This is a genomic window from Burkholderia alba, from assembly GCF_034721475.1.
GTDB classification, from domain to species: domain Bacteria; phylum Pseudomonadota; class Gammaproteobacteria; order Burkholderiales; family Burkholderiaceae; genus Burkholderia; species Burkholderia alba.
In genome coordinates, this window is sequence record NZ_JAWJWL010000026.1 from 1 (window position 1) to 26,257 (window position 26,257).

The 26,257-nt window shown below is 70.0% G+C and carries 20 protein-coding genes; 13 read left to right on the top strand and 7 right to left on the bottom strand.

Going from position 1 to position 26,257, the window contains the following annotated elements; all coding sequences use genetic code 11:
* Positions 1-157: 157 nt before the first annotated feature.
* The 3 genes from RZR99_RS25510 to RZR99_RS25520 form a co-directional block, all read right to left on the bottom strand.
* Positions 158-880 (bottom strand): aspartate/glutamate racemase family protein, encoded by a 723-nt coding sequence (locus RZR99_RS25510; RefSeq protein WP_323122557.1) that lies wholly within the window; start codon positions 878-880, stop codon positions 158-160.
* A gap of 50 nt (positions 881-930) precedes the next feature.
* Positions 931-1,911, bottom strand: a complete 981-nt coding sequence (locus tag RZR99_RS25515; RefSeq protein WP_323122558.1) for an iron-containing redox enzyme family protein — start codon at positions 1,909-1,911, stop codon at positions 931-933.
* 85 nt (positions 1,912-1,996) lie between these two features.
* Entirely contained in the window at positions 1,997-3,007 is a 1,011-nt protein-coding gene (locus RZR99_RS25520) for a fatty acid desaturase family protein (protein WP_323122559.1), read from the bottom strand.
* A 167-nt stretch (positions 3,008-3,174) separates the two neighbouring features.
* Here RZR99_RS25520 and gcvA point away from each other — a divergent pair, with 167 nt between their 5' ends.
* The 13 genes from gcvA (at position 3,175) to RZR99_RS25585 (ending at position 19,030) form a co-directional block, all read left to right on the top strand.
* Positions 3,175-4,170: a transcriptional regulator GcvA gene (gene gcvA, locus RZR99_RS25525; RefSeq protein WP_323122560.1), complete on the top strand. Its 996-nt coding sequence runs from the start codon at positions 3,175-3,177 to the stop codon at positions 4,168-4,170.
* Between the two features lie 251 nt (positions 4,171-4,421).
* Complete coding sequence (locus RZR99_RS25530) at positions 4,422-6,206, top strand: AMP-binding protein (RefSeq protein WP_323122561.1); 1,785 nt, start codon at positions 4,422-4,424, stop codon at positions 6,204-6,206.
* Positions 6,207-6,530: 324 nt separating this feature from the next.
* A complete protein-coding gene (locus RZR99_RS25535) occupies positions 6,531-6,785 on the top strand; it encodes an acyl carrier protein (protein WP_323122562.1) in 255 nt (84 codons plus the stop codon).
* A gap of 94 nt (positions 6,786-6,879) precedes the next feature.
* A complete protein-coding gene (locus tag RZR99_RS25540) occupies positions 6,880-7,872 on the top strand; it encodes a beta-ketoacyl-[acyl-carrier-protein] synthase family protein (protein ID WP_323122563.1) in 993 nt (330 codons plus the stop codon).
* Entirely contained in the window at positions 7,862-9,046 is a 1,185-nt protein-coding gene (locus tag RZR99_RS25545) for a type III PLP-dependent enzyme domain-containing protein (RefSeq protein ID WP_323122564.1), read from the top strand. Before RZR99_RS25540 ends, RZR99_RS25545 begins: the two co-directional genes overlap by 11 nt.
* 21 nt (positions 9,047-9,067) lie before the next feature.
* Complete coding sequence (locus tag RZR99_RS25550; RefSeq protein ID WP_323122565.1) at positions 9,068-10,663, top strand: acyl-CoA ligase (AMP-forming), exosortase A system-associated; 1,596 nt, start codon at positions 9,068-9,070, stop codon at positions 10,661-10,663.
* Entirely contained in the window at positions 10,660-11,772 is a 1,113-nt protein-coding gene (locus RZR99_RS25555) for a hypothetical protein (RefSeq protein ID WP_323122566.1), read from the top strand. The genes RZR99_RS25550 and RZR99_RS25555 overlap by 4 nt, the downstream gene beginning before the upstream one ends.
* Entirely contained in the window at positions 11,769-13,622 is a 1,854-nt protein-coding gene (locus RZR99_RS25560; RefSeq protein WP_323122567.1) for an acyl-CoA dehydrogenase, read from the top strand. Before RZR99_RS25555 ends, RZR99_RS25560 begins: the two co-directional genes overlap by 4 nt.
* Before the next feature lies 1 nt (position 13,623).
* Positions 13,624-14,868 (top strand): citrate/2-methylcitrate synthase, encoded by a 1,245-nt coding sequence (locus tag RZR99_RS25565; protein ID WP_323122568.1) that lies wholly within the window; start codon positions 13,624-13,626, stop codon positions 14,866-14,868.
* Between the two features lie 32 nt (positions 14,869-14,900).
* On the top strand, positions 14,901-15,563 hold the full coding sequence (locus RZR99_RS25570) for a class I SAM-dependent methyltransferase (RefSeq protein WP_323122569.1): 663 nt from the start codon (positions 14,901-14,903) through the stop codon (positions 15,561-15,563).
* A gap of 4 nt (positions 15,564-15,567) precedes the next feature.
* Entirely contained in the window at positions 15,568-16,692 is a 1,125-nt protein-coding gene (locus tag RZR99_RS25575) for a TauD/TfdA family dioxygenase (RefSeq protein ID WP_323122570.1), read from the top strand.
* A 375-nt stretch (positions 16,693-17,067) separates the two neighbouring features.
* Positions 17,068-18,483: an FAD-binding oxidoreductase gene (locus tag RZR99_RS25580; RefSeq protein WP_323122571.1), complete on the top strand. Its 1,416-nt coding sequence runs from the start codon at positions 17,068-17,070 to the stop codon at positions 18,481-18,483.
* Positions 18,484-18,829: 346 nt separating this feature from the next.
* On the top strand, positions 18,830-19,030 hold the full coding sequence (locus RZR99_RS25585; RefSeq protein WP_323122572.1) for a hypothetical protein: 201 nt from the start codon (positions 18,830-18,832) through the stop codon (positions 19,028-19,030).
* 16 nt (positions 19,031-19,046) lie between these two features.
* Here the strand turns inward: RZR99_RS25585 and RZR99_RS25590 are convergent, their stop codons facing one another.
* From RZR99_RS25590 to RZR99_RS25605, 4 genes are all read right to left on the bottom strand, one after another.
* Positions 19,047-22,478, bottom strand: coding sequence for an error-prone DNA polymerase (locus RZR99_RS25590; protein WP_323122573.1), 3,432 nt, complete (start codon positions 22,476-22,478; stop codon positions 19,047-19,049).
* A 6-nt stretch (positions 22,479-22,484) separates the two neighbouring features.
* A complete protein-coding gene (locus RZR99_RS25595; RefSeq protein WP_323122574.1) occupies positions 22,485-23,990 on the bottom strand; it encodes a Y-family DNA polymerase in 1,506 nt (501 codons plus the stop codon).
* Entirely contained in the window at positions 23,914-24,636 is a 723-nt protein-coding gene (imuA, locus tag RZR99_RS25600) for a translesion DNA synthesis-associated protein ImuA (protein WP_323122575.1), read from the bottom strand. The genes RZR99_RS25595 and imuA overlap by 77 nt, the downstream gene beginning before the upstream one ends.
* A gap of 395 nt (positions 24,637-25,031) precedes the next feature.
* Entirely contained in the window at positions 25,032-25,760 is a 729-nt protein-coding gene (locus RZR99_RS25605; protein WP_323122576.1) for a 3-keto-5-aminohexanoate cleavage protein, read from the bottom strand.
* Positions 25,761-26,257: the final 497 nt, after the last annotated feature.

Genomic DNA, 26,257 nt, shown 5'->3' on the forward strand with positions numbered 1-26,257 from the left:
CCCACGGAATATCCTTCTCCATATCCCAGCGGACCGCTTCGAGCGACTTGTAAAGTTCCGGATAAAGCATGGTGTTCCATCCTTCAATCAGGCGCCGGCTGAGCGCCCGGCCGCGCATGTCATCACGTTGTCGCGGCCGCTTCGCCGGCCGTGTTCGTCATTCCGCCGACGCGCCGACGCGCTGCGCCACGCCGCACGCCGCCCGCGCGACGATCGCGGCCGCATGCACGGCCACCGTATCGATCACCGGCACCGCGAAATCGTCCGCGCGGATCACGAGCGGGATTTCCGTGCAGGCCAGCGCCAGCGCCTGCGCGCCGAGCTCGATCTGCCGCCGCGCGATCTCGATGAAGCCCGTGCGCGTCTCGTCGCGCAGCGTGCCGACGCACAGCTCGGTTTCGATCGCCGTCTGCATGAAGCGGCGTTCATCCGGCCCGGGCACCCGAGATACGATGCCGCGCCGCTCGAATTCGACGTGATAGAACCGCTCTTCCATCGAATACGCCGAACCCAGCAGCGCGACCTGACCGAACCCCCGCGCCTGCGCATGCTCGGCCGTGCACTCGCAGATGTTGACGAGCGGCACGGGCAGGCCCGCCGCCACCTCGGGCGCGAACTTGTGCACCGTGTTGCAGCACATCGCGATCAGCTCCGCGCCGGCCGCCACGAGACGCGCGGCCGCCGCGCGCAGCTCGCCCGTCGCAGCCGCCCGGTCGTCCGCCGTGAGCCAGTCCGCGATGTCCTGGAAATCGAGGCTCTCGAGCACGATGCGCGGCGAACGCACGCCGCCCAGGTACTGGTTGCCGAGCCGGTTGATCAGTTCGTAATAGGTGATCGTCGACGGATAGCCGAGGCCGCCGATCAGCCCGATCTTCTTCATGCTTCTGGCCGCGCCCATGTCGCCCCCGGATCGGATCGGGCCGATGCGCGTCAATGCGCGGCGGCGCGGGCGGCGACCGCGGCCTCCGCCACGCGACGCATGCTCGCCTCGATGGCGCGGTAGTAGTCGCACGCGATGTTGAAGCGGATCAGGCAGCCGACGCACACCTCGCGAATCACGTCCGGATGCGCGGCGACGAGCGGCAGCAGCACGCGGTTCAGCAGTTGCCTGCCGTGACGCGCGTCCACCTCGATATGCATCTCGTGATAATGAATCGCCGGCTCAGGCAGGTCGAAGCGGCGCAGCCCGCGCACCACCTTCGCGAAGCGATAGGGCGCGGTGTGTTCGAGAATCGCGATCGCGCCGAGCAGACGCGGCACGTGCCGGCGGCGCAACGCGTACATCATCAGCAGATTGCCGTTCTTCAGCGCCGCGTCCGGCGCCTCGGCTCGCGTCAGGTCCGCGCCCAGGTAACCGCGCAACGCGTCGATCGACTCGGCGAACAGCGTCGTATGCAGTCCGCCCAGCTCGCCGCAGCCCATTTCATCCCAGTAGTTCTCGGCGAGCGCGAGCTTCATGTCGCCGCTCATGCCGAGCTGCGCGAGCGCGATCACGTCGTCGAAGCGGCCGTCGACCTGTTCCTCCAGGCCCACGTAGGCCGCCAGTTCCTCCAGGCTCGCCCGCTCGGCGAGATAGTCGAAGAACGGCGCGACCTCGCGGCGGTGCCGACGATGCAGATCCAGATACCAGCGCGCGAACCCGTCCGCATCGCACGGCAGCGCGGACAGGTCGAGCCGGCTTTCCTCGAACGCATTCCACGTCGCCTCGATCGCGTGGATCTCCGCATACTCGGACAGCGAAGGCGCCGCCGCGTACGCGGCGGGCGCGCCGAGCTCGCGCAGGTAGAACGCGTTCAGCCGACGCTGATCCCCGGCTCCGCCGCGGCGGAGCATCTCCGCCGGCGAGGCGCTCGGCGCGGCCGGTTCAGGCGTGCGGGACACAGCGTTCGGAACAGCCGTTTCAATCATCATCGTTGCCTTCTCCAGCGGGAAGCAAGTGGAACGGGTTCCGTGCCGCGTCTCTCATCGCGCACGGTCCGTCGGACGAGGACGCGGGTCAGGCCGATCGCGTCGGCGCGAGCCTATCCCCGGTTTCGGTTCCGGTTTCGATTCCGGCGGCGCCGCTCCGCGATTCGACGGCGGGCGCACGCGGAGTCAACCTGCCGCGCAGCAGCGCACCGTAGAACGCCCGGTACGTGCGATGGTAATGGCGGAGGTCGCCCTCGATCGAGTGATGCAGATCCTGCAGCCGGTCCATCGACAGCCCCGGCATCATGTGATGCTCGACGTGATAGTTGTTGCCGTTCGTGAACCACGTCATGAACGCATTGCTCTTGATGGTTCGCGTGTTCCGAAGCGGATCGGTGCTGGTCAGATCGCAGCGGTAATGTTCGGGCATCTCGATCAGCGCATGCACCGGCGCCGCGACCAGCATCAACGGAGCAAGCCACACCCAGACGATCAGCCAAGCGTGCAAAATAACGGAAACAGATGTCAATAAAACGACTGCGACTATCATTAACATATAATCCATACGTATCGCTTTCGAAACCGTTGCATTTACATTATCTGCTCGCAGAAAACAAACCGATCGGATAACATTTTTAAAAAATGTTCCGTAATGCATAATCATCGATAAACGCAGCACCCACAGCCAAGCGGTCGCCGCGGTTCCTTCTCCGTACTGGTCGCCGTAGTCGAAATATTCCTTGTTTTCCGGGGTTCCGAGCCGCCCGTGGTGCCGCAGGTGGCTGTACTGATACTCGTGAAACGACACCAGCATGGGCAATCCGAGCAGGATGCCGAAAAAAGTATTGTATTTATTGCTTTTGAATCCCTGATAATGGAGGGCTTGATGCTGCAATTCGACCCCATGAGCGAACATCAAGCCAATCAACAATATTCCAATTGTTTTAACCAAGGGAACAATCGATAGCGAAAATATAATGCCATGTGCAAGCGTTATAAGGTAGACAACCAGTTTGAGGGAGAATACGACGCCGCTCGGACGACTTTTTAACTCCTGTACCGGCTTCGGTCGTGCAGCAAGTTGTGCAGTGGCGCTCAAGAGACTCTCCTAGGCCGGATTCATCGAACACTGATGCACACGGTCGCCTTGGCGAAGGTCGTACCCGCGAGCGCGGTCAGCGATCGTTCGTGTGCCGAGGAGCATTGTTGTAGCAGCCGGTGCTGTCGACAAACGACATTTCCGAACTCAATGCATGAGGTTGAAGCATGGGAATCCGAAAGAGATTGAAGAGCTTGCCGTCGCTGGATTTTCTGCGCGGCTTCGAATGTGCCGCGCGTCATCTTAGTTTCACGAAGGCAGGGCAGGAGCTGAACATCACGCAATCCGCGGTCAGCCGCCAGGTGAAGGCATTAGAGGATCAACTCGGTATCGAGCTGTTTCATCGCCACATCCGCGCGCTGACGTTGACCGAGGAGGGCCGCGCGCTCTACAACACGTTTTCCGCGGCGATGCTCGACATCGAATCGGCGATCGGCAAGCTGTCGTCGAGCGGCGAGCAGCGCTCGATCTCGATCTCGACCACCGTCTCGTTCGCTGCGCTGTGGTTGATTCCGCGGCTCGGCGCATTCCGGATGCGCCACCCCGGCATCGACGTGCGCGTGTCGGCGACCAGCGAGGTGCAGGACATCAAGCGCAAGCGCCTGCATCTGGCGGTCCGCTACGCGCGCCCCAACACGCAATTCCGCGACGCGCGCCCGCTGTTCGACGAACGCGTGATCGCCGTCTGCAGCCCGAGCCTGACCGCGACCGGCGCGCACAAGCTCAAGGCCCCCGGCGATCTCGAGCATCAGGTGCTGCTGCACATGGACGACACCTGCGGCACCTGGCCCTGGTACACGTGGGACAACCTGCTCGACGAGCTGGGCGAGGCGCGCCTCAAGCCGGCCGGCGCGCTCCACTTCAGCCAGTACGACCAGTTGATCCAGGCCGCCGTCGACGGCCACGGCATCGCGCTCGGCCGGCGTCCGCTGGTGGACCGCCTGATCCACCAGGGCCGTCTCGTCGAGCTGTTCCCCGAGCACTCGATCGCCTCCGGCACCTACTATCTGGTCACGGACAGCGCGCCCGCCGAGGATTCGGACGTCGCCGCGCTGATCGACTGGCTGATGGAGGAGACCCGGCTGAACGCCGAGCACGACGGCCGCTACACCGGCCGCGACACCCCGTCCAAGCCCCCCTCCCCGCCGCTGCGGGTCGCCTGAGCGCACCCGCGCCACTCCGCTGCGCACTGCCCGACGCGTAGCGCCCGCAGGGCCCGACCCGCTCGGCAGCCCGCCCCGCCCGTCCCGCGTCGTGCATTCCCTCAGCGCATGCATTGCCTGCGGAGATTCCGTTTGTCGCCCCTGCGTCTTTCGACAAAAAATCCGTCTTACCTGAACGGCGGACTGCGTCGCAGTCGCGCCGTGCCTTTCGAGTCGTCCAACCCGCAGCACCGGCAAGCAGGGGATTTAGCGTGACGCAAAGTGCTTCCACCATTCTTCGCCTGATCGACGCACTGGAATGCGACCGGGGCTCGCGCCACCGCATGACGTTCGTCGACGACGCGGGCGCCGACACCAGCATCAGCTATCGCGCGCTGGCCGAACAGACCTTCCTGCGCGCCGGCGCGCTGCGCGAGCTGGGCGTGCGCGACAACGACCTCGTGATGCTCGCGCTGCCCGCCTCCGTCGAGCACGTGGTCACGATGATGGCGTGCGTGATGCTCGGCGCGCTGCCGTGCACGGTGCCGATTCCGGGCCGGCGCATGACGACCACCGCGACGCAGGTCGTCGACGTGGCGTGCGAGCTGTACCGCCCGCGCCTCGTGGTCGCGACCGATGCGGGCGAGGAAGCGCTGCAGGCGCTTTCCGCGCGCACCGGCGTGCGCATCGCGGCCGAATCGCTGCTGCGCGAGGCGATGCGCGCGGGAACGCAGCCGGTGATCAGTTCGAAGCGCGATCACGATGCGCACCACGTTCAACTGACCTCGGGCTCGACGTCGTATCCGAAAGCGGCCGTGCTCAGCCATCTGAACGTGATCTCGAACGTGCTCGGCATCGGCGGCTCGGTCGCGTTCGACATCGAGCGCGGCGACGGCACCGCGTCGTGGCTGCCCCTCTATCACGACATGGGGCTGCTGACGCTGCTGTCGAACATGCACTACCGCGCGCCGCTGCTGATGATGCAGCCGAACAGTTTCATCCGCAATCCGCTCGGCTGGCTCAAGCGCGTCGCCGCCGCCCGCGCGACCACCACGTCGGTGCCCACCTTCGCGCTGCGCTATTGCGTGCGCCGTTTCAACGCCGCCGCGATGGAAGGCGTCGACCTGTCGGCGTGCCGCAACATCTTCATCGGCGGCGAGCGGGTCGACGACGCGACGCTGCGCGACTTCGCCGCGACCTTCGCGCCTTACGGGCTCGACGGGTCGGCATTGCAGCCGTGCTACGGCATGGCGGAATCGACGCTCGCGGTGTCGATGCATCGCGCATGGCACACCGACCGGGTCGACGGCGCGCCGTACGTGATCCCCGACCGGATCGCGAAGCACACGCTGATCGAGACGCGGCAGGCACAGCCCGCCGGCCCGCAGGACGATGCGGAGACCGTGCTCGCGATGGGCACGCCGATCGTCGGCATGCAGTTCCTGATCGTCGACGACCACGGCCATCCGCGCGACGAGCGCGCGGTCGGCGAAGTGGCGATTCGCGGCAGCTCGGTGATGTGCGGCTACCTGGACCCGGACGACGGTTCGATCAATCCGGCGAAGACGCAGGACGGCTGGTTCCTGACCGGCGACATCGGCTACGTGGCCGACGGCCAGCTGTACATCCTCGGCCGCAAGAAGGAGATCATCATCATCCGCGGCAGCAACTATTTCCCGCACGAGATCGAGGAAACGCTCGGCCAGCATCCGGCGCTGCACAAGAGCACCTGCATCGCGTTCGGCCTGCCCGACGATGCGACCGGCACGGAGCGCCTGATCGTCGCGGTCGAGGCGCGCCCCGTCGATGCGACCGCGCAGACCCGCACCGAATTCCAGCATCTGCTGCAACAGCGCATCGGCTTCGCCGCGCAGGACATCTGCTTCGTCGAGCCCGGCGCGCTGCCGCGCACGACGAGCGGCAAGCTGCAGCGGGTCAAGTGCCGGGACCTGTACGCCGCCGGTTCGCTGCCCGTGATCGACGCGCCGCTCTCGCCGATGGCCGGCCACGCGGCCGCCGCGAACGCGGCGACGCTCGCGCAGGGAGCGAACGCATGAATGCAGTCCGCCGCGCGTCGCCGCGACGCGCGCCATCGATCGGGGCACGCTGAGGGATTCGCGTCATGACGTTCCCGCCGATGCGTGCGCCGCGCGATGTCCGCCGCCCGTCCTCGCCCGCCGCCTTCGCCATGCCGCCGTGCATCCGCATCGCGTCCGCGCGCTGAGCATTCGAATCGGGCCACTCGCCGCCGCCGCGAGGTTCGGCGACCGGCGGGCCGCCCCCAACGCCGTCACCCCGAGCCTCACGACAGCTCGCGCAATCCCCCCGGCGGTCAGCCGCTCGACCCCGATCACCTTGTTCAATCCTGAAGGAGCCGCAACATGACGACCCAAACCGTTCCCGCCGACGCACTCGACATCCTCGCCCGCGAAGTCGCGAAGATTCTCAACGTCGAGACGGTCGCGACCGACGCCGGCATCGGCGAACTGGGCATCGACTCGCTCAACATCGTCGAGCTGATCGTGTTCTGCGAGCAGCTGTACGGCGCGATCGATCCGGAAGCGCTCAACATCACGCAGTTCACGACGCTGCAGCAGCTCGACACGCAGCTGCGCCACCAGCAGCACGCCGCCTGATCCGCGCAGTCGACCCTGCTGACGCCGGTCGGGCACGCTGCCGCCGCCCGATCCGACTTGCCCGGCCCCGCCGCGCCGCCGCTCAACCGAGACCATGACGACGAACCTCCATCCCCCTGCCCGCCGCGCGGTCGAACCGTGGCTCGGCATCGAGGCCGCCGCCTACGAACTGCCGGGCCCGCCGGTCGACATCGAGGCGTGGGCCGCCGAACGCGACTACCCCGCCAAGCGCGCCGCCGCGATCGCCCGGTCGGGCAGCCGCTACTTCCACATGGCGCTCGATCTCGGCGAAACCGAACTGGCGATCGCGGCGACCGGCCGCCTGATCGACGCGGCGCGGATTCATCCGGTCGACATCGGCGCGATCGTGCACGTTCACACGCAGCAGTTCAGCGTGCCGCCCGCGCCGCGCAGCCTGCCGCACGAAGTCGCGGCGAGCTTCGGGATCGAGCCGGTGTGGCTCGGCTCGATCGCGCAGTTGAACTGCGTGTCGGTCGCGGCCGGCATCGAGGCCGTGCACGCGCTGATGCGCCGGTTCCCACAGCTGGACGCGGCGCTGGTCGTGTCGTCCGACCGGGTGTACGGCGAGGATTTCCGGATGCGCCAGGGCACCGGCGTGCAGTGCGACGGCGCCGCGGCGATGCTGCTGACCCGCAACAGCACGAAGAACCGGCTCGGCCGGATCGCGATCCAGACCCATGCGAAGTGGTATCGCGGCGCGGACGGCACCGCGGAACACGAAGCCGACCTGATCCCGCTGGAATGGCCGTACACGCGCAAGGCGATCGAATCGGCGGTCGCGTTCGAGGACGTCGCGCTGTCCGCCTACGACCTGCTGCTGCCGCACAACGCCGACCTGCCCGGCTGGAATGCGCTGTGCCGCGATCTCCAGGTGCCGCAGGAGCGGCTCTACGCGACCAACATCTACGCGCGCGGTCACGCATGCTGCTCGGATTTCCCGATCAATCTCGCGGACGCCGGGCTCGCCGCGCTCGCCGACGGGCAGCACGTGCTGGGCGTGATGCAATCGGATTGCGGCGCGTACGCGGCGGTCTCCCTGCACCCGGTGACCCATCATGCAGACTGAACTCGACCGCGCGCCGGCCGCGCCGCTCGACCCCATGTGGCTCGCCGAGCTGAAGACGCCGTGCTACGTGTACGACCCGGCGATCGCGATCGCCCGCTACCGCGACCTGAAGGCACGGCTCGGCACGCGCCTGATCGTGTCGCTGAAGGCCAATCCGGATCAGGACATGCTGGCGCGCTGCGCTCACGCGTACGAGGACGGCGTCGAGCTTGCGAGCCGCGGCGAACTCGATCGGGTGGTCGGCCGGGTCAAGGGTCCGCGCTACCTGAACAACCCGTCGATGAACGAGGAGTTCATCCGCGCGGGCCTCGCGTCGCGCTGCCACTTCGTGCTCGACAACCCGGACCACGTCGCACGCTTCATCCCGCTCGCGCGCGACGCGGCGGCGGCGGGCGCCGCGCCCGGCAAGCTGCTGCTCAGACTGAACGCGGGCGCGCTGGCGGGCGATCAGTCCCGAGCGCACTGGCACGATCACTTCGGCATGACGCCCAACGAGGCCTTCGCGGCGCTGCGCGCGCTGGCGGGCGCCGGCCTGCGGATCGACGGCCTGCACGTGTTCTCCGGGCCGCACTCGTTCGTGCGAGGCGACGCCGCCCAGCCCGACACGCTTGCGCTGCCCGCCGCGCTCGCGGCGCTCGCGCGCGACCTCGAGCCGGGCAACGGCGCGCCGCTCGCATCGCTGAGCCTCGGCGGCGGCTTCCCCGAGCAGCCGGTCCAGCCCGAAGCGTTCGCGCGCTACCGCGCCGCCATCGCGCCGCTCGCCGGCCCGTATTCGCTCGCGCACGAATCGGGCCGCGCGATTTTCGCGGACGCCGGGTTCTTCGTCACGAAAGTGGTGGCCGTCAAGCACTGGGCGGACCGCACGATCGCGGTCTGCGACGGCGGCATCAGCCACAACTTCCTGCTCGCGCAGACGGAATCGGTGATCCGCCGCCTGCAGGCGCCGCAACTGGTGCGCCGCTCGCCCGAGCCCGGCGACGTCGGCGCCGCGTCGACGCTGTTCGTCGGCAGCACCTGCAGCCGCGCCGACGTGATCGGCCGCGGCACCGGCAACGCGCCGCCCCGGCCGGGCGACCTCGCGGTCTTCTCGCAGTGCGGCGCCTATCACCGCACCTACTCGATGAACGGCTTCCTGTCTCACGAAGCCGCGCACGTGTACATCAAACCCGCTTAAGCGCACTCCAGGGAGCCGCTCATGAACGCCTTGATACGCATCGCCGACGTGCTCGAAGACGGCGCGCGCCGCTGGCCGCACCACATCGCCTATGCCGACGGCAAGCGCGAGATCGCGTTCGCGCAGCTGGCGTTCGCGGTCCGTTGCGCGGCCGCCGCGCTGCGCGCGCGAGGCGTCGGATTCGGCGACCGGGTCGCGATCTATGCGCCGAAGCAATACGAGACCGTCGTGTCGATCCTCGCCGTCAACGCGATCGGCGCGCTGTTCGTGCCGGTCAATCCGCAGCTCAAGGAAGCGCAGGTCCAGCACATCCTGAGCGACAGCGGCGCGGCGCTGCTCGTCACCGGCGCGCTGCGGCTCAAGCGGATGCCCGACCTCGCCGCGGCGCCCGGCGCGCCCGGCGTGCTGCTGACGGAGGATCTGGCCGACATCGTGCACGTCGCCTGCGGCACGTACACCGGCGGCCAGCACGATCCGCTGCTCGCCGGCTTCGTCGCGGTCGACGACGACCCCGCCGCGATCCTCTACACGTCCGGCTCGACCGGCAAGCCGAAGGGCGTGGTGGTATCGCAGCGCAATCTGGTGTCGGGCGCGTATAGCGTTGCCGCGTACCAGGGCCTGCATTCGACCGACGTGATCCTCGGCGTGCTGCCGCTCAGCTTCGACGCGGGCCTGAGCCAGCTGACCACCGCGCTCGTATCGGGCGCCTGCTATGCGCCGCTCGATTTCCTGCAGCCGTCCGAAGTGCCGCGCTACTGCGATGCGCGCCGCGTCACGTCGATCACCGGCGTGCCGCCGCTGTGGATGCAACTGGCGTCGGTCCCGTGGAGCGACACCGCGCGCTCGCGGGTGCGCCGCTTCGCGAACACCGGCGGCCATCTCGCGACGCCGCTGCTGCAACGCCTGCGCGCGCTGTACGTCAACGCCGATCCTTACCTGATGTACGGGCTGACCGAAGCGTTCCGCTCCACCTACCTGTCGCCCGCCGACGCGCACACGCGCCCCGCATCGATCGGCAAGGCGGTGCCGAACGCGGAGATCCTCGTGCTGCGCCCCGACGGCAGCGCGTGCGACCCGGACGAGCCCGGCGAACTGGTGCATCGCGGCGCGTTCGTCACGCTCGGCTACTGGAACCAGCCGCAGCTCACCGAACAGCGCTTCCGCACGCTGCCGCATCGGCACGGACAGATTCCGCGCGCGGGCGTCGCGGTGTGGTCGGGCGACATCGTCCGGCGCGACGCCGAGGGCTACCTGTACTTCGTCGCGCGCGGCGACGACATGATCAAGACCTCCGGCTACCGCGTCAGCCCGACCGAGGTCGAGGACGTGCTGTTCGCGCTGCCGCACATCCGCGAGGCCGCCGTGTTCGGCGTCCCGCATCCGGCGCTCGGCCAGACGATCGCCGCGTGCGTGGTGTCGACGCTCGACGCCGACGCGTGCCGCGCCGACATCGCCCGCGCATGCCGCGATGCGCTGCCGACCTACATGGCGCCGCTGATCGTCGACGTGCAGGCGTCGCTGCCGCGCAACCCGAACGGCAAGATCGACCGGCCGGCTCTGAAGGCGCGGCACCTCGACGCCTTCTCCGCGTCGGCCGCCGAGGAGAGCATCGCATGACGATTCCCACGCTCGACGTCCCCCGGCATGCGGCGAACGCGGACGCGCACTGGCCGCAAGCGGCCGGCGCGTGCGCGCTGGCGATGCTGGGGGGCGTCGCCGTGCTGCCGCCGACCGTCGCGTTCAACGCCGTCCAGGCGCAGGAGCGCCACCCCGGCTACCGGCACCTGCTGCTGCCGCAGGCGCGCTTCGCGCGCCCGCGCGGCAGCGGCAGGATCAGCGACGAGGAAGCGCGGCGCCTCACGCCGACCGGCCGCCCGGTGCTGCGCATCGCGCCCGCCGGCCGCAGCCTGTCCGATCTGGCCGCCGACGCGGCGCTCGACCTGCGCGACCAGCTCGGCTCCGAGCAGCTTGCGCGCACCAGCCACGTGCTGGTCGGGAGCTGCGCGCTCAACGAGGCGATCGGCGACTCGGTGGTCGGACGGATGCAATACGAACTGGGGCTGAACCACGTGACGCCGCTCGCGCTCGGCCAGAACGGCACGCTCGGCTGGTACTCGGCGCTGACGCTGCTCGACGGCATGCTCGGCGACGACGGCCAGGCGCTCGTGATCCTCACCGACAAGTGGCTGTACCCGTTCTTCCGCCAGTTCGGCGATCTGGTCGGCTACGGCGACGCCGCGGCCGCGATGCTGGTGCGCCGCGCGACCGACGCGCCGCAGGCGGACGCGTGGGGCGGGCTGAGAAGCGTCGCGCTCGAATTCGGCGCATCGATCGCCGATCCCTGGGCCGGCGCGCCCGATGCGTTGCGCGACGCGCTCGCGCCGCTCGCGGCCCGCGCGATCCGGCGCGCGCTCTACGACGCGAAGCTGCGGCCCGACCAGCTCGACTGGTGCATCGCGCCCGGCTTCGATCCGGCCTTCGCCGCGCGCGTCGCCGACGCGGCCGCCATTCCGCTCTGCTGCCGCGTGCAGCACGACATGGGCGGACATCTGTCATCGGCGGATTCGGCGGTATCGCTGATCCGCCTCACCGCGTCGCTCGACCACGCGGAGCGCCGCCTCGCGCTGGTCTGGGATGCCGCGCTGCACGGCGCGGCCGCGGCGGCCGTGCTCGACGTGACGGGCGGCTTCGACGCCGCACTCGATATCGAAGGAGACACGCCATGAGCGCCTATAAAGTCAGCCTGCGCGAACTGCGCTTTTTTCTGTGGGAACTGTTCGAAGCGGATCGGTGCTTCCTCGCGCAGGGCCCGTACAGCACGCACGACCGCGCGTACTTCGACGCGCTGCTCGAACGCGCGCGCGATTTCGCGCTGGAGCTGGGCCGCAGCTACCAGATGGCCGACGTCGAAGGCTGCCGGCTGAGCGACGACGGCCAGGTGCAGATCCCGTCGCATTTCCACGCGCTGTGGGCGCGCTTTCGCGACGAGTGGTCGAACACGCTGTTCGGCACCGAGCACGGGCTGCCGCCGATCGTCACGCAGATGATCTACGAGATGTTCATGGGCGCGAACCCGTCGTTCATGACCTACGGCGGCTTCACGCGTCCCGCCGTCAAGCTGCTGAAGATGCACGGCACGCCGCATCAGAAGGGCTTCATCGGCGCGCTCGAAAGCTATCGCTGGGACGCGTGCTTCTGCGCGACCGAGCCGCAGGCGGGCACCGACCTCACCGCGATCGCGCTGCGCGCGGAACCGCTCGACGGCGACGTGTACGCGGTCAGCGGCGAGAAGGTCTACATCTCGGCCGGCATGCACGAGCTGACCGAGAACACGCTGTACTTCGTGCTGGGCCGGATCGACACCGCCACGCCCGACTCGTTCTCGCTGTCGTGCCTGGTCGTGCCGCGCTACTGGCCCGACGAGGAGACCGGCGCGCTGCTGCCCAACCACGTCGAATGCATCGGCCTGCCGCGCAAGATGGGGCTGAAGGGCTGCGCGAACACCCACCTCGTGTTCGGCTCGAACGGCACGACCCGCGGCTGGCTGCTCGGCAGCCGCCGCAACGTCGGACTGCTGCAGCTGATGCCGCTGATGAACCAGGCGCGGATGAGCACCGGCATGTTCGGCGTCGGCGTCGCATCGAGCGCGTATCTGCATGCGGTGGACTACGCGAGCCGCCGGATGCAGGGCCGGCCGATCGAGCACGCGTCGAACACGGGCGCCGCGCGCGTCGCGATCATCGAGCACGCGGACGTGCAGCGGATGCTGCTCGACATGAAAAGCCGCGTCGACGGCTGCCGGGGGCTGCTCGGCAAGCTCGCCGCGACCGCCACCCGCGCGTCGATCCTCGAGGTGACGCCCGATTCGGACCCGGCGGAGATCGAGCGGCACCGCAAGCTGCAGCAGCTGCTCACGCCGATCTGCAAGGCGTTCATCTCGGATCAGGCGTGGCGCATCTGCGAAACCGCGATCCAGGTACACGGCGGGCTCGGCTACACCGACGCGAGCCCCGTCGAGCAGAACGCGCGCGACGTGAAGATCCTGTCGATCTGGGAAGGCACCAACTACATCCAGGCGCAGGACCTCGTGCGCGACAAGCTCGGCTTCGGCCGCCACTCGCGCCTGATCCGCTACTACCGCGACGAGCTGGACGCGTTCCTCGCGACCCGGCCCGAGGGCGGCGCCGACATCGATGCCGGACTGGCGCCGCTGTTCGGCGAGCTGCGCGCGGGCGCGGAGCGCATCGAAGCCGCGCTCGCGCACATCGCGCGCGAAGTACAGGACGGCCACACGCACCGCAGCAGCCAGTTCTACACGCGCTTTCTCGACATGTTCGGGCTCGTCACGTCGGCCTGGGTGCTGCTGGAATCGGCCTGTATCGCGCAGCGGCGGCTCGCCGCGCTCGATCCCGACGCCGAGCCCGGCGAAGCCGCGTTCTATCGCGGCAAGCTCAAGAGCGCGCGCTACTTCTTCGCCAACGTGCTGCCGCTCGTCGAACAGCATGCGCGCGCGATCGCGTCGATCGGCGACGCGGCGGTCAGCGTCAGCAGCGACGAACTTGCCCAGGTGGAATGACATGGATACGACACTCCCGCTTCCGTCCGCCGACGCGTCGCCCGCGCCGGCAGCCGGCCCCGCCCCGGACGCGCCGCGCAACCTGCTCGGCCGGCCGGCGACCCGCCATCGCGGCACCGAGATCGACGGCGCGACGCTCGCGCCCGAAGGCCTGTGGGTGCGCGACCGCAATCTCAACGACCTGATCGGCACGACCTCGTTCGAGCACGCGCTCGCGCACCTGTGGTTCGACCGGCACGCCGACGATGCCCGGACGGCGGCGATCCGGCAGCGTCTCGGCGCGCTCGGCGCGAGCTTCGCGCACGGCTCGGCCGCGCAGGACGTCGCGGCGAACCTGGGCGCGGCGGGCGTGGAGCCGGTGTTCGCCGCCGCCGCCGGCCTGCTGCGCGGCCTCGACGATGCGATCGTCCGCGCCGCCGGCGAGCCGCTCGGCGACCCGGATCTCGACGCAATGCTCGCGTGCGCCGCCGCCGCGCCGTTCCTGCTGCGCGCCGCGATCGACGGCCGGCCGTTCGCGGTGTCGACCGGCGCGCGCCGCATCGATGCCGGCCTGAGCCATGCGCAGCGGATGCTGGTGCTGACAGGCGCATCGCGCCACGACCCGCTCGCCGAGCGCGTGATGGACGCGCTGCTGGTCGCGTGGCACGCGGGCTTCGGCTACATCACGCCGACCGTGCTCGCGCCGCGCGTCGCGATCGGCACGGGCGTGACGCTCACGCAGGCGATCGCGGCCGGCTTCATGGCGAGCGGACCGTCGCATGTCGGCGCGGCGCTCGAAGCGCTCGACTGGCTGCAGTCGCTCGCCGCGACGCTGGCGCCCGGCGAGCGCACGCCGGATGCGCTGCGCCGCGCGAGCGCGGGCGCCGTCGACCGGATCTTCGACGCCGACGGCGCGCTGCTGTTCGGATTCGGCCATCCGCTGTTCGTCGCCGATCCGCGCCCGCCGCATCTGCGCGCGCTGTTCGCCGGATGGGATCTGTCCGGCCCGTACCTGACGCTGTTCGATGCGTGCTGCGCGCGCGCCGCCGAACGCAAGCACCTGAATCCGAACATCGACTTCCTGACCGCGACCGCGCTGCTCGAACTGGGCGTGACGGTGCCGTCCTGGGGGGTCGGCGTCGGGCTCTGCTCGCGCATCGCGGCGATGGCCGCGCATGCGGTCGAGCGGCGGCAGCGCCCCGCATTCGGCGTGACCAGCGCGACCGCGCGCAAATTGCTGGCCGCCGTCCCGGTCGGCTGGCTGTGACCTTCCCCTTCGCACTCCATTCGAGGACCATCATGCTGCTCAAGAATCTGCGCCCGGCAACCGACTACGACCGCTTCGCCACCGAAACGCTGGAACCCTGGGATCTGCTGTTCATCAGCCGGATCCGGATGCTCGCGCGCAACATGACGCCGGGCGTGATCGCCGACATCGGCACGGCCACCGGCGTGGTGCCGGTCCGGCTCGGCACCGACCCGTCGATGCAGGCATGGCGCTTCGTCGGCGTCGATCTCGATCCGGCGATGCTGGACGAAGGGCTGCCGCGCATCCGCGAACTGGGGCTGTCGGAGCGGATCGAGATGCGGGTCGGCGACGCGCTCGCGCTGCCGTTCGACGACGGCAGCCTGACGATGGCGGTCGGCCGCGCGACGCTGCACCATCTGCCCGACAAGGCGTTGAGCCTCACCGAGATGTTCCGCGTGCTGGAGCCGGGCGGCGTCGCGCTGGTGCACGACATGCGCCGCGACGCGCCGCAGCACCTGCTCGACCGCTTCACGCAGATGCGCGCCGCCGCCGACTATCCGCCGACCCACGTCGAGGAAAAGATCACGCTCGACGAAGCCCATGCGCTCGTCGCCGAAGCGGGGCTCGCGCCGTACGCGTCGATCCACAGCCCGAGCGCGGGACTCGGCGCGCTCGGCTTCGAAATCCTGCTGAAGAAGCCCGCGCTCGCGTGACGCCATGAGCCATCCGATCCCGCACCCGCCCCCGGCGGCGGACACCGCCGCCGCCCGCCTCGACCAGGCGGCCGAGCGTCTCGGCGCGCGCCACGTGCGCTGCCTGCATCCGGTCGAAGGCCGCGCGCTGCCGCTGTGCGTGACGCCGCTCGATCCGGCGCTCGCGACCTCCGCCGATGCGTTCGTCGCGTGGTATCGCGCGCGTCTCGACACGATCGGCGCGCTCCTCGACGAGTACGGCGCGATCCTGTGGCGCGGGTTCGCGGTGCCGGACACGGCCGCGTTCGGCGCGCTCGGCGCGCTCTACCCGCCGCACGCGCGCGGCTACACGGCGGGCGCCGCGCCGCGCAAGGCGATCGCCGGGCAGGTCTACGAATCGACGCGGATGCCGCCGCCGTTCAAGATCGGCCTGCATCAGGAAATGGCCTACATGGCGACGTTTCCGCGCCTGCTCGCGTTCTATTGCCGGGTGCCCGCCCAGGCCGGCGGCGAGACGCCGATCTGCGACATGCGCCGCGTCACCGCGCGGCTGCCCGCCGACGTGCGCGAGCGGTTCGCCGCGCGCGGCGTGATGTACCTGCGCAACTTCGCGTCGCCGGACAGCCGCGAGCCCGGCGTCGCCGCCAATCCGAACCTGCCGTTCGGCGAATACCACCGGCCGTGGCACGAGGCGTTCGACACGCAGGATCGGGCGGAGGTCGAGCGGCTGTGCGACGAACGCGCGCTCGGCCGCCGCTGGCTCGACGACGGCAGCGTGACCGTGTCGCACGTCGGCCCGGCGCTGATCACGCATCCGCGCACCGGCGAGCACGTCTGGTTCAACCAGGCGAGCGCGCAGCATCCGAATCCGCGCTCGATGGGCGGCTTCAGCTATCGCTATCTGCAGCGCGTATACCGGTCGAGCGCCGCGTTTCCGTACGAGATCCGCTACGGCGACGGCACGGAGATGCCCTACCCGGACCTGACCGACGTCTACGACGCGATGGACGCCGAGGAGATCGCGTTCGAATGGCGCGCGGGCGACGTGATGCTGATCGACAACCTGCTGGTCGCGCATGGCCGCAATCCGTATCGCGGCCCGCGCGACACGCAGGTGATGCTGCTCGACTATCCGGCCGCGCAGGGGTGAGCCGAAAGACGCGGCATGGGCCGCCGGCGCGATGCGCGCCTCGTCTGACGGCCCGTGGCGGTCCGTCTGGAAGGAGAAGCGAAATGAAACCGAATCATGCGCTGCCCGCGATCTCGCCGCGGTTCCGCCGCCGGCCGGGGGCGGACCCGCGCGCACGTGCCGCGCATGACCGGCGCGAGGCGCGCCTGGTCTGAGGGCCCGTGGCGGTCCGTCTGGAAGGAGACGCGAAATGAAACCGAATCATGCGCTGCCCGCGATCTCGCCGCGGTTCCGCCGCCGGCCGGGGGCGGAACCGCGCGCACGTGCCGCGCATGACCTGCGCGATGCGCGGGCGGACGGTGCGCCATGCCGCGCCGCCATGCGGGCGGACCGGCCATGAACGCCCCCCTCGATGCCCCGACGTCGCCGCGCGACGCGTTCGCCGCGCTGCTGCCGGACGGCGCCTGGCTCACCGGCGACGCGGCCGCGCCCTACCTCGCCGACGTGCTGCGTTACCAGGGCACGGCGCTCGGCGTTGCGTTGCCCGAGACCGTCGAACAACTGAGCGCGCTGGCGCGCACCGCGTTCGAACAGCGCGTGACGCTGGTGCCGCAAGGCGAGCGCACCGGCCTGTGCGGCGCGGCGCTGCCGGATCGCGGCGGCACGCAATGCGCGGTGTCGTTCGCCCGGATGAAACGCGTGCGCGGCTACGATCCGGTCAACCGCAGCATCACCGTCGAAGCGGGCCTGCGGCTGTCCGAGCTGAACCGCCACGCGGAGCCGGCGGGCCTGTGCCTGCCGATCGATCTCGGCAGCGATCCCGCCGTGGGCGGGCTGCTCGGCGCGAATGCCGGCGGCAGCCGGCTGATCAAGTACGGCGACACGCGGCGCAACGTGCTAGGCGTCGAGGCGGTGCTCGCCGATCGCGACGGTACCGTGCTCGACCTGCTCGCGCCGCTCCGCAAGAACAATACCGGGCTCGACCTGAAGCAGCTGTTCATCGGCGCGGGCGGCGCGAACGGGCTCGTCAGCGCAGTGTCGTTCGCGCTCGCGCCGGTCGAACGCTCGTCGCACACGATCCTGATCGCGTTCGCATCGTACGATGCGGCGACGCGCGGACTCGTCGCGTTCGAGGCCGCGTTCGGCGAGCTGCTGTCCGCCTACGAGTTCATCTCGGCGCGCGCGCTGGCGCACGTCTCGGCCGTCTTCCCGGCGCTGCGCGCGCCGTTCGACGACGGCGCGGCGGCCTGCTTCGCGCTCGTCGAGATCGCGAGCGGGATGGCCGGGCTCGACGCGCTCTTCGAGGCGCGCGGGCTCGACCTCGTCCAGGCCCTGCTCGGCGAGGGGGCCGCGCTCGACGCCGCGTTCGGCGCGAGCGAACGCTTCTGGCGGATCCGCGACAGCCTGCCGCTCGCCGTCGCGCAGGATGCGTTGCCGCTGTCGTTCGACATCGCGTTCGCGCGCGGCGCGCTGGCGCCGTTTCTCGAGGAAACGGCACGCTGGTTCGCCGCCGCGCATCCGCGACTCGGATACTACGAGTTCGGCCACTTCGGCGACGGCGGCTGCCACCTGATCGTCGCGATTCCGCTCGCGCTCGCCGATCAGTACGGACCGATGCGCCAGATCGCGCTGCGCGGCGAGCTGTACGAGCGGGTACGCCGGCATGGCGGCAGTTTCAGCGCCGAGCACGGCATCGGTCCGACCAACCTCGCGTACTACCGGAAGTTCGTACCGCCCGCCACGCGCGCCGCCGCCACGGCGATCCAGCAGGCGCTCGATCCGCGCGCGCTGTGCGGGCGCGTGCGGTACTGAGCGGCCGGCGGCGAAGCCCATGCGCGCGCGGCCCCCGCCGCACTCGCGCGGCAGACCCGGCGCGTGGCCGCTCCGCAACATCCGACGCCGGCGGCGAAGACCGGCGCGCGCCTTGATCCGATACGCGGAGGATCCGGGCACGCGGCGATCGCGTTGCGTGCCGGCCCCCGGCAACGCCGACACGGCGCACGACCCGTTCAAGCGATCGGGCATCAGCATGAGAGACCGGCGGGCCCCCTTGCCTCGCGCGCGGAACCGGGCGCATGGCGGCGGGCCCGCGAACGGCACTTGCCGCGCGGGCGCGGCGGGGGCCGCCTTGTTCCGTCCCGACGCTTCAGGAGCCGGTATGAACGACCCGCAGGATCTTCCGCCCGACGCGGACGAGCAGCAGCACCCCGCGCACGACCGGGACGGCACATGGCATGCGTGGCCGGCGGACGGCGCGATCATCGGCGTGAAAGGCACCGCGTATGTGGTCGGACTGCCGCACGACAGGGTGACGAGTGCGACGCTGTGGCGCTGGCTGCAGCGGATGAAGGACCACTGAGCGCCGTGCGCCGGCGTCAGTGGAAATCGCGGCTGACCGTCCTGAGCCCGTTCAGCAGCGGCGTCTTGTCGACGAGATGATGCGCGACCAGATGCCGTACCTCGCCCTCGCACTGCCAGACGCCGTACACGGCGAGCAGCGCCGCATCGACGGCCTCCCGGCGCTGCCGCTCCAGCAGCTTCGGCCAGATGATCACGTTGACGCAGCCGGTCTCGTCCTCGAGCGTGACGAACAGCACGCCTTTTGCCGTGCCCGGCCGCTGGCGCGCCGTGACGAGCCCGCAGCCGCGCGCGAGCCGGCCGTTGCCGAGCGGGTTCAGCTCCGCGGCGGGCAGCAGCCGTTCCGCGCGCAGCGCCGGCCGCAGCAGCGCGAGCGGATGGCGGTTCAGCGTGAGGCCGACGCTGCGGTAATCGCCGAGGATGTCGTCGGCCTCGGTGGGCGCGCCGAGGTCGGGGCGCACGGCCTCGTCGATCGGCGCATCGGCGAGCAGGCCGCGCTCGGGCACCGCCGCGACCGCCTGCCAGAGCGCATCGCGGCGGTTGCCCGCGAGCGGCGCGAACGCATTGGCGGCCGCGAGCGCCTCCAGGTCGCGGCGTTCGAGCCGGGCGCGGCGCGCGAGATCGTCGACGCTTTCGAACGGACGCTGCGCGCGCGCCGCCTCGATGCGGCGCGCGCCCGCCTCGCTCATCCCGCTCACGAGCGAGAAGCCGAGGCGCACGGCGGGCAGCGGGCCGGATGCGGCGCGGAGTCCTCCGGCGCCGAACGCACGCTCGCCTGCCGCGGCGGCTGACGTATCGAATACGTTCGATGCGTCGCCGGCGTCGCGGCCGGATGCGCGCGCCGGTGCCGCATCGAGCGTTGGTTCCGCGCCGATCCCGGAATCCGCCTCATCGCCGGCGTCACGGTCCGATGCGCACTCGAGCCGGTGGCCGCACACGCTGCCCGGCGAAGCGTCACGCGCATCGCCATCGATCCGCGCCTCGGGCCTGTCATCCGGCCTCCCTCGCATCGAGCCGCCTTCGCCTTCGAGCGCCGCATCCCAGCCGCTGCGCGTCACATCCACGGGCAGCACCGTCACGCCGTGCCGCTTCGCGTCCTGCACGAGCTGCGCCGGCTGATAGAAACCCATCGGCTGGCTGTTCAGCAGCGCGACGAGGAACACCGCCGGGTAATGGCACTTGAGCCAGCTGCTCGCATAGACGAGATGCGCGAAGCTCGCCGCATGGCTCTCCGGAAAACCGTAATCGCCGAAGCCCTTGATCTGCTCGAAGATCTGTTCGGCGAATTCGAGCGGATAGTCGCGCTCGCGCATCCCGTCGACGATCTTCCGGTGGTACTTCTCCAGATTGCCCTTGCGCTTCCACGCGGCCATCGCGCGCCGCAGCTCGTCGGCCTCGCCGGGCGTGAAGCCGGCGGCGATCATCGCGATCTGCATCACCTGTTCCTGGAAGATCGGCACGCCTTCGGTGCGGGCGAGCGCGGCCTTCAGCTCGGGCTTCGGATAGGTCACGGGCTCCCGCTTCTGCCGCCGCTTCAGATACGGATGCACCGCGCCGCCCTGGATCGGCCCCGGCCGCACGATCGCGACCTCGATCACCAGATCGTAGTAATTCCGCGGCCTCAGGCGAGGCAGCATCGACATCTGCGCGCGCGATTCGATCTGGAACACGCCGACCGTATCGGCACGCGAGATCATCGCGTAGGTCGGCCCGTCGTCCTGGGGAATGTCCTCCATCCGGAACGGCCGGCCCGCCCGCCCGGACAGCATGTCGAACGCGCGATGCAGTGCCGACAGCATGCCGAGCGCCAGCACGTCGACCTTCATCAGCTTGAGCGATTCGAGATCGTCCTTGTCCCACTGGATCACGCGCCGACCCTCCATTGCCGCGTTCTCGACCGGCACGAGCCGCGTGAGCTTGCCGCGGCTGATCACGAAGCCGCCCGAATGCTGCGACAGATGGCGGGGGAAATTGAGCAGCTTCGCGGCCAGCGCGGCCCAGGTGCGGATCAGCGGCGTATCGGGATCGAGCCCGCTCGCCGCGAAACGCGCGAGCAGGTCGCGGCGGCCGTCGAACCATTGATGCTCCTTCACGACACGCTCGACGATCATCGGATCGACGCCCAGCGCCTTGCCGGTTTCGCGCAGCGCGCCGCGCGGACGGTAGGTCGAGACGGCGGCGGCCAGCGCGGCGCGATCGTGGCCGTACTTCCTGTAGAGATACTGAATGACCTCCTCGCGGCGCTGGTGTTCGAAATCCACGTCGATGTCGGGCGGCTCGCCGCGCTCGCGGCTGATGAAGCGCTCGAACAGCAGGGTGCTCTGCTCGGGATTCACCTCGGTGACGCGCAGGCAATAGCACACCACCGAATTCGCGGCCGAGCCGCGCCCCTGGCACAGGATGTCCTGGCTGCGCGCGTAGCTCACGATGTCGTAGACCGTCAGGAAATACGGCTCGTAGTGAAGCGCCGCGATCAACCCGAGCTCGTACTCGATGCGCTCGCGCACCGGGCCGGGCACACCCCGCGGATAGCGGCCGTGCGCGCCTCGCCAGGTTTCCTGGCGCAGATAGCTCGCCGGCGTGTGCCCGTCGGGCACGATTTCGTGCGGATACTCGTAGCGCAGCTCCGCGAGCGAAAACACGCAGGCGTCCAGAATCCGGCACGTCTCCTCCATCGCGGAGACGGGATAGGCGCGCGACAGCCTGAACCGCGAACGCAGATGCTGCTCCGCATTCGGCGCGAGCGCATACCCGCATTCGGCGATCGGCCGGCCGGCGCGAATCGCCGTCATCGTGTCCTGCAGCGGCTTTCTCGACCGGACATGCATCGTCACGTCGCCGAGCGCGACGACGGGCACGCGGTAATGCAGCGCCGCCGCCTCGACGTCGTTCGCATGCGCGCCGTCGAATGCCTGCCGATGCAGCACGAGCCCCGTGCGCGCCCGCTCGCCGAACGTCGCGCGCATCCAGGCGAGCTGAAGGTCGAGCACATCCGCCTGCGCGGGATAGCGCGGTACGAGAATCGCGAAGCAATCGGGCACGCCGCGCAGATGCGCGAAGCCGCTGTCCGGCTCGGCCAGCTCTCGCGGCGCGAGCCGGTAGGTGCCCTTCGGCGCGCGCATCCTGAGCCAGGAAATCAGCTCGGACAGATTGCCGTAGCCCTCGCGGGTCCGCGCCAGCAGCACGAGACCGAAGCCGGGCGCACCGTCATCCGGCGTGACGTCGAAATAGGCGCCGACGGCAAGCCGCAGTCCCGCCGCATGCGCCGCGACATGCATGCGGACCGCGCCCGCGAGCGAGCATTCGTCGGTGATCGCGATGCCGCGATAGTTCAGCTCGACCGCGCGCGCGACCAGCTCCTCCGCCGACGATGCGCCGTGCAGGAAGGAGAAATTCGACCGGCAGAACAACTCCGCATACGCCGGCAGCCACTCGTTCGTCGAGGCCATCGCCGTTCATCCGAAAAGACCGTGCAGGAACCAGCGCTGCTCGGCGCCGGCCGCGCTGCTCAAGCGGTCGCGGTAGATCCAGTAGCACGCGCCTTCCGCGTCCTGCGCGACGAAGTAATCGCGCGCGATGCCCCGGCCGTCGAACCAGCCCGACTCGATCCGCTCGGCCGCCGACGCGAGCGACAGCGGCGTGCGATACACCGGCCGCTCGTCGCGCACGAGGAGCGGCAGCGGTTCGGCGAGCAGCCACGCCGGGCGCGGCGGCTGATGCGCGGGCTCGCCCGGCTTGGCCGCCTGCGCGCCGAACGGCAGCCAGCGGTTCGCGATCTCGGGCCGGTAGTCGTCGACAGGCGCGGGACGCAGCACGTTGTGCGCGCCGAGCCGCGCACTCAGCAGTTCGAGCAACCGCGCGCGATCCGCCGGCGTGCCGCCCGGTTCGGGAAACAGATCGTCCGGCGGCGGCCCGGCTTCGACGACGCGCGAGACGGTCAGGCGCACCGCGACCACCGCGGCCGGCAACTGCACGCGCGCGAGCCGTTCGCCCAGCACCCGCACGAAATGCGCTTCGTCGCGCACCGGTTCGGCGAACGCGAGTTCGAGCGGCGTGGGCGGCACCGCGTGCCGGCCGCGTTCGTGTTCGAGCTGAAACCGCATCGCGGCCAGCGACAGCTGCCGGGCCGACAGCCAGCCGCCCAGCTGCACGATCAGCCGCCGCCCGACGAACAGCACGGCTTGCGCGTGCTCGACCCGTTCCGGCAGTTCGACCCGTGCATCGAAGACGGGCGGCACCGGCAGCCACTCGAACACTTCGGCCGCCTGACCGTGCGCGCGATCGAGCGCCGCGACGAGCGCGGTGCCGCAGCGCCGCTGCAGTTCGGCGCGCGGCAGGCGGCGCAGATCGGCGAGCGTGCGGCAGCCGAGCCCGTCGAACCAGCCCGCGAACGGACGCGCGGCGGGCAGCAGCGCGCACGGCAGGACCGCCAGCGCGCGCTCGAGCGACGGGCCGCACAGCACCCGGCGCACCGGCTGCGGCCGCGCACCCGCCTGCCGATAGCCGATGCGGGCGAGCAGCCAGGCGCCGCCGCCCGTCGGCGCGGCACTGACGCGCGCGCTGTAGCCGAGCGTCGCCAGCGCCGCGCGCGCGGCCCGGCACAGCGCGGGCAGGCCGCCGAACAGCCGCAGGCTCGCGCCGATCTCGACCAGCAGGGTCGCTTCGTCCTGCAGCGTCACGCACGGCGAGAAGCGCAGCAGCGCGAGCGCCACTTCGCGCAAGGCATCCGCCTCGCGCGCCGGGTCGCGCTCGAGCAGCCGCGTGTCGGGCGCGAGCGTCAGCACGCCGCCGCGCTTCATGCCCGCGCGCACGCCGGCCGCCCGCGCCGCCGCATCGGCGAGCAGCACCACGCCCTGCTCCAGCACCGCGCAGCCGGGGCCGGGTTCAGGCGGCGCCGGCTGCCGCGGCCGGCATACGTCCAGCGGCAGGTGCGGCAGATGAACGCCGAGAAAAACGCGCATGGCGCCCTCCGAGGATCGGCGACGGCAGCAGCGCGAGCGACAGCGCGTTGCCGGCCGCCGGCCCGCGACGCTTGACGATGTCGATCGTCACGCCGCCGGGCTCGGGCCGCACCGCGACGCGCAGCACGGCCGGCGAAGGCTGCTGCGCGGCGGCCAGCGGCCTCATCATGAAAAACAGCGTGCCGGCGGAACGCGCGGCGGCAAGATGCAGCCGCCGCAGCGCTTCGGGCCGCGCCTCCGGCTGCCACAGCAGCAGCGCGCCGCAACTGCCGGCCTTGAGCGCCTGCTCGGCCGCCCACAATGCGTCCGCGCCGCGCTCGGTCCGCAGCCACAGCAAAGCATCGCGCGGCAGCCCGAGACGGGCGAGCGCGCGCGCGTCCGGCGAGTACGGCGGCTGCACGAACGCGAGCGGCCGCTGCGCGCTGACGGCCGCCGCGAGACCGGGCGCGAGCAGGCGCAGCTCGCCGCAGCCGGCATGCGGCACGAGCAGCTCGATCAATCCGCCGATCGGCCAGCCGCCGCCCGGCAGTTCGGCCGACAGCGGCGGATGCCCGGTATCCACCGTGCGCGCCTCGCTCCGGGCGAGCTGGGCGCCGCGCCAGAGCGAGGGATGCAGGGTTTCGGGAGAAAGAGGAAGCGCGGACATGGTGTCGCCGATAACTGTATATTTATACAGTATATGGCAACTCGATCGCAGCGCACAGCGCCGGTTGAGACGGGCATTTCGTCAGCGGAATGACGTCGCGACGCACATGGAATCGCCCGGGTATCGCCCGTCAGGTTCCGCTCGGACGCATCGGGAACCGGCATGCACGATCGTCGTCCGCCGCCCGACGCGAGCGGCAGCCGGACCGCGTCGCCGCACCGTCGACAGAGCGCGGACACAGGCGATGCCATCGCGGCACCGTCGATCGCGCGTCGTCGCCGACGCCCTGGGGTCCATCGGAACATCACCATATCGGCGGTTCGGACCTTCGAGGGGAAACCGACGATCGGGAACGGCCGGCGAATGCCGCGATCCGCGGGATCCCCGCCTTGCGTTCAGGCGCGAGACGCCATGCGCCCGATCAAGGCGCGCGCCGCTTCGACCAGTTCGGCATTGCTCTTCGCCGCCCGGCCGTCGGGCAGCACCGTCACATCCTCCATGCCGGTCCTGATCCCATGCCCCCGCGCGAGCGCCCGCTCGTTCACCGCCCAGCACGATCCGTCGTAGCCGTGATGAACCTGTGCAAGCGCGATGCCCGCCGCCGACAGGATCGCCTCCATGTCATCGGCATCGCGCAGGGCCGTCGCGGGATCCGGATCGAGCGGCTCGATCAGCACGCGCAGACATCGATCGCGAAGCGGCGACGCGACGAACGCGCGGGCATCCGCGGGCGACAGCAATCCCGCTTCGATGCCGACACCGCGCGACATGAGCCATTCGCCGAGCGCGGTGATCCCCTCCTCTCCCTGGTTCGCGGTCACGAGGTCGGGAAAGACGCGCCACGACTGCACGGCCCGCAAGCGCCGGACCGGATCGGCCATGATCGTCGCGGACGTGGTGAGCGAAATCGGCACGCCGGGGCAGCGCGCGCGAATGGCTCGTATGACGGCGCCGCATTCGGCCGCGTTCAGCGTTTCCTTTCCGGACGCGTCGTATGCGTGAACGTGCACCGACTGAGCGCCGGCCTTCACCGATGCCGCCGCGTCATCGCCGATCGCATCGGGACGCCGGGGTGCGGCCTCGTGCCGACGCTCGCCGTTCAGGGCTGCCTGGAGAAAGGTCATGTTCGCTTCAATCGCATTGCCATGATCGCCGGGAGGCGGATTCCGCCTCCCGGCCAGAAAAATCATTGTATGCCGTCACGAACCCGACACCGGCCGTCCATGAATTTGTCACGGCGCCTCAATGACGTGTTTTACCTGACGGCAAATGTTGCCGATCGAATGGATGCCCGATCCGTATCCCAGATACTGGAGATTCAGATCCGGCCGGGAATTCAGGCGCGACGCGATTTGATATTCGTCACCATCGCATCGGGAATCAACGGCGAATAACCTTCCCGGGCATGTTTAAAATAATCGATCTCAATCCGGATATCCCGCATGGCAACGATTCCATAATAAATCCGCTCATGCAACGAAGAACCCGGATGACCTGTCAATTCCCGCAGGTTTTACCGATGACAATGGGGGTCACCTTGCGCGCCCCGCATCGAACGATTATGCGAAAAAACATGATGAGTCCCCATGTTTTCAGCCACTTACCATCCTGACAGGGAAGG

Coding starts and splice junctions, on each gene's coding strand:
- RZR99_RS25510 (WP_323122557.1), bottom strand. CDS start 880: ATGAAGAAGATCGGGCTGATCGGCGGCCTCGGCTATCCGTCGACGATC.
- RZR99_RS25515 (WP_323122558.1), bottom strand. CDS start 1,911: ATGATGATTGAAACGGCTGTTCCGAACGCTGTGTCCCGCACGCCTGAA.
- gcvA (WP_323122560.1), top strand. CDS start 3,175: ATGGGAATCCGAAAGAGATTGAAGAGCTTGCCGTCGCTGGATTTTCTG.
- RZR99_RS25535 (WP_323122562.1), top strand. CDS start 6,531: ATGACGACCCAAACCGTTCCCGCCGACGCACTCGACATCCTCGCCCGC.
- RZR99_RS25540 (WP_323122563.1), top strand. CDS start 6,880: ATGACGACGAACCTCCATCCCCCTGCCCGCCGCGCGGTCGAACCGTGG.
- RZR99_RS25545 (WP_323122564.1), top strand. CDS start 7,862: ATGCAGACTGAACTCGACCGCGCGCCGGCCGCGCCGCTCGACCCCATG.
- RZR99_RS25550 (WP_323122565.1), top strand. CDS start 9,068: ATGAACGCCTTGATACGCATCGCCGACGTGCTCGAAGACGGCGCGCGC.
- RZR99_RS25555 (WP_323122566.1), top strand. CDS start 10,660: ATGACGATTCCCACGCTCGACGTCCCCCGGCATGCGGCGAACGCGGAC.
- RZR99_RS25560 (WP_323122567.1), top strand. CDS start 11,769: ATGAGCGCCTATAAAGTCAGCCTGCGCGAACTGCGCTTTTTTCTGTGG.
- RZR99_RS25565 (WP_323122568.1), top strand. CDS start 13,624: ATGGATACGACACTCCCGCTTCCGTCCGCCGACGCGTCGCCCGCGCCG.
- RZR99_RS25570 (WP_323122569.1), top strand. CDS start 14,901: ATGCTGCTCAAGAATCTGCGCCCGGCAACCGACTACGACCGCTTCGCC.
- RZR99_RS25575 (WP_323122570.1), top strand. CDS start 15,568: ATGAGCCATCCGATCCCGCACCCGCCCCCGGCGGCGGACACCGCCGCC.
- RZR99_RS25580 (WP_323122571.1), top strand. CDS start 17,068: ATGAACGCCCCCCTCGATGCCCCGACGTCGCCGCGCGACGCGTTCGCC.
- RZR99_RS25585 (WP_323122572.1), top strand. CDS start 18,830: ATGAACGACCCGCAGGATCTTCCGCCCGACGCGGACGAGCAGCAGCAC.
- RZR99_RS25590 (WP_323122573.1), bottom strand. CDS start 22,478: ATGGCCTCGACGAACGAGTGGCTGCCGGCGTATGCGGAGTTGTTCTGC.
- RZR99_RS25595 (WP_323122574.1), bottom strand. CDS start 23,990: ATGCGCGTTTTTCTCGGCGTTCATCTGCCGCACCTGCCGCTGGACGTA.
- imuA (WP_323122575.1), bottom strand. CDS start 24,636: ATGTCCGCGCTTCCTCTTTCTCCCGAAACCCTGCATCCCTCGCTCTGG.
- RZR99_RS25605 (WP_323122576.1), bottom strand. CDS start 25,760: ATGACCTTTCTCCAGGCAGCCCTGAACGGCGAGCGTCGGCACGAGGCC.